1 protein-coding gene is annotated in these 1,699 nt (G+C 69.7%); it reads right to left on the bottom strand.

What is annotated here, in order from left to right; translation table 11 throughout:
* A partial coding sequence (locus tag AQI94_RS42275) for a condensation domain-containing protein (protein WP_225890427.1) occupies positions 1-1,699 on the bottom strand: 1,699 nt, incomplete at both ends.

Here is a 1,699-nt window from a genome sequence, read left to right as displayed (position 1 = left end):
CCAACCCGCCGCCCCGCATCCTCCGCCACCGCCTCCAGCAACCGCACCAGATGACCCGACAACCGCTCCACGGTCCCCGCGTCGAACAGCGCCGTGCTGTACTCGATCGTTCCCGTCAGCGCTTCTCCGGCGTCCCCGAGCGTCACGGCCAGGTCGAACTTCACGGGCAGGGCCGCCGACATGGTGGTGTCGTCGGCCGGTGAGGCGGCGGCCCCACTGTCCGTGTCGTCGGCCGCGTAGCTGAACAGCACTTGGAACAGCGGTGTCCGCGACCGGTCTCGTTCGGTGACGAGTTCGTCGACCAGGTGCTCGAAGGGGAGGTCCTGGTGGGCGTACGCGCCCAGAGCCGTCTCCCGTACCCGCTCCAGCAGTTCACGGAACGTCGGGTCGCCCGACAGGTCCGTCCGCATGACCAGCGTGTTCACGAAGAACCCGATGAGGTTCTCGGTCTCCGCACGGTTCCGGTTGGCCACCGGGGTTCCGACCACGATGTCCTCGGACCCGGTGTACCGCCCCAGCAGGATGTCGAAGGCGGCGAGCAGCGTCATGAACATCGACGAACCGTTGTCCCGTGACAATGCGCGCAGGGCTCGGGCTGTCCGTGCCGGGACAGTGAACCGTCGGACCGCGCCCGCGGAGGACCGGACGGCCGGGCGGGCGCGGTCCATGGGCAGGTCCAGCACCGGCGCGTCGGCCAACTGCCCTCGCCAGTACGCAAGTTGCCGGTCGAGGACGTCCCCGTCGAGCCATTGCCGCTGCCAGACCGCGAAGTCGGCGTACTGCACGGGCAGGGGAGGCAGCGGGTCGGGGCCGCCGATGCGGAAGGCCTCGTACAGCGCCGCCAGTTCGCGCCGCAGGATCTGTCCCGACCACTCGTCGGAGACGATGTGATGCATGGCCAGCGCCAGCACGTGCTCATCGGTCCCGAGCCGGATGAGAGTGGCGCGTATGAGAGGGTCGCCCGCCAGATCGAACGGGGTGACGGCGTCGGCGATCATCAGCTGCTGCGCTGCTCGCTGAGGCTCGGCGTTCCCTGAGACGTCGACCACCGAGAGCGGGAAGGGCGACGAGGGGTCGATCTGCTGGTGGGGGACGCCGTCGGAGCCCGCGACCAGCCTGGTGCGCAGAACTTCGTGCCGAGCGACGAGTGCGCTGAGCGCCGAGCCCAGCGCCTCGACGTCGAGTGACCCGGTCCACGGCACCGGTGCGGGGACGTTGTACTCCGCGGAGCCCGGCTCCATCTGGTCGAGGAACCACAGGCGCTGCTGGGCGAACGACAGGGGCAGTTGTTCGTCCCGGCTGACGGCTCCGATCGGTGGGGCCGGCGTGTGTGTCGCCGCCGTCTCGACCAGCGCGGCGAGGGCCTGCACCGTCGGGTGGTCGAACAGTGCGGCCAGGGGTATCTCGGTTCCGAAGACCTCACGGACGCGGGAGACGACCTGGGTGGCCAGGAGAGAGTGACCGCCGAGTTCGAAGAAGTCGTCGGTGGTGCCGACCCGTTCCACCCCGAGCACCTGGGTCCAGATCCCGGCCAGGAGTTCTTCCGCCAGGTTCGAGGGCGGAACGTGGCCCGTGGGCTGCTTGCGGGTGGCGTCGGGGGCCGGGAGGGCGGCCCGGTCGACCTTGCCGTTGGTGGTGAGGGGTAGTTCCGCGAGCTCCACGAAGACCGAGGGGATCATGTGGTCGGGCAGATGACGGG

This window comes from Streptomyces pseudovenezuelae (genome assembly GCF_001513955.1).
Taxonomy (GTDB): domain Bacteria; phylum Actinomycetota; class Actinomycetes; order Streptomycetales; family Streptomycetaceae; genus Streptomyces; species Streptomyces pseudovenezuelae.
This window is presented reverse-complemented; position numbering and strand designations above follow the sequence as displayed.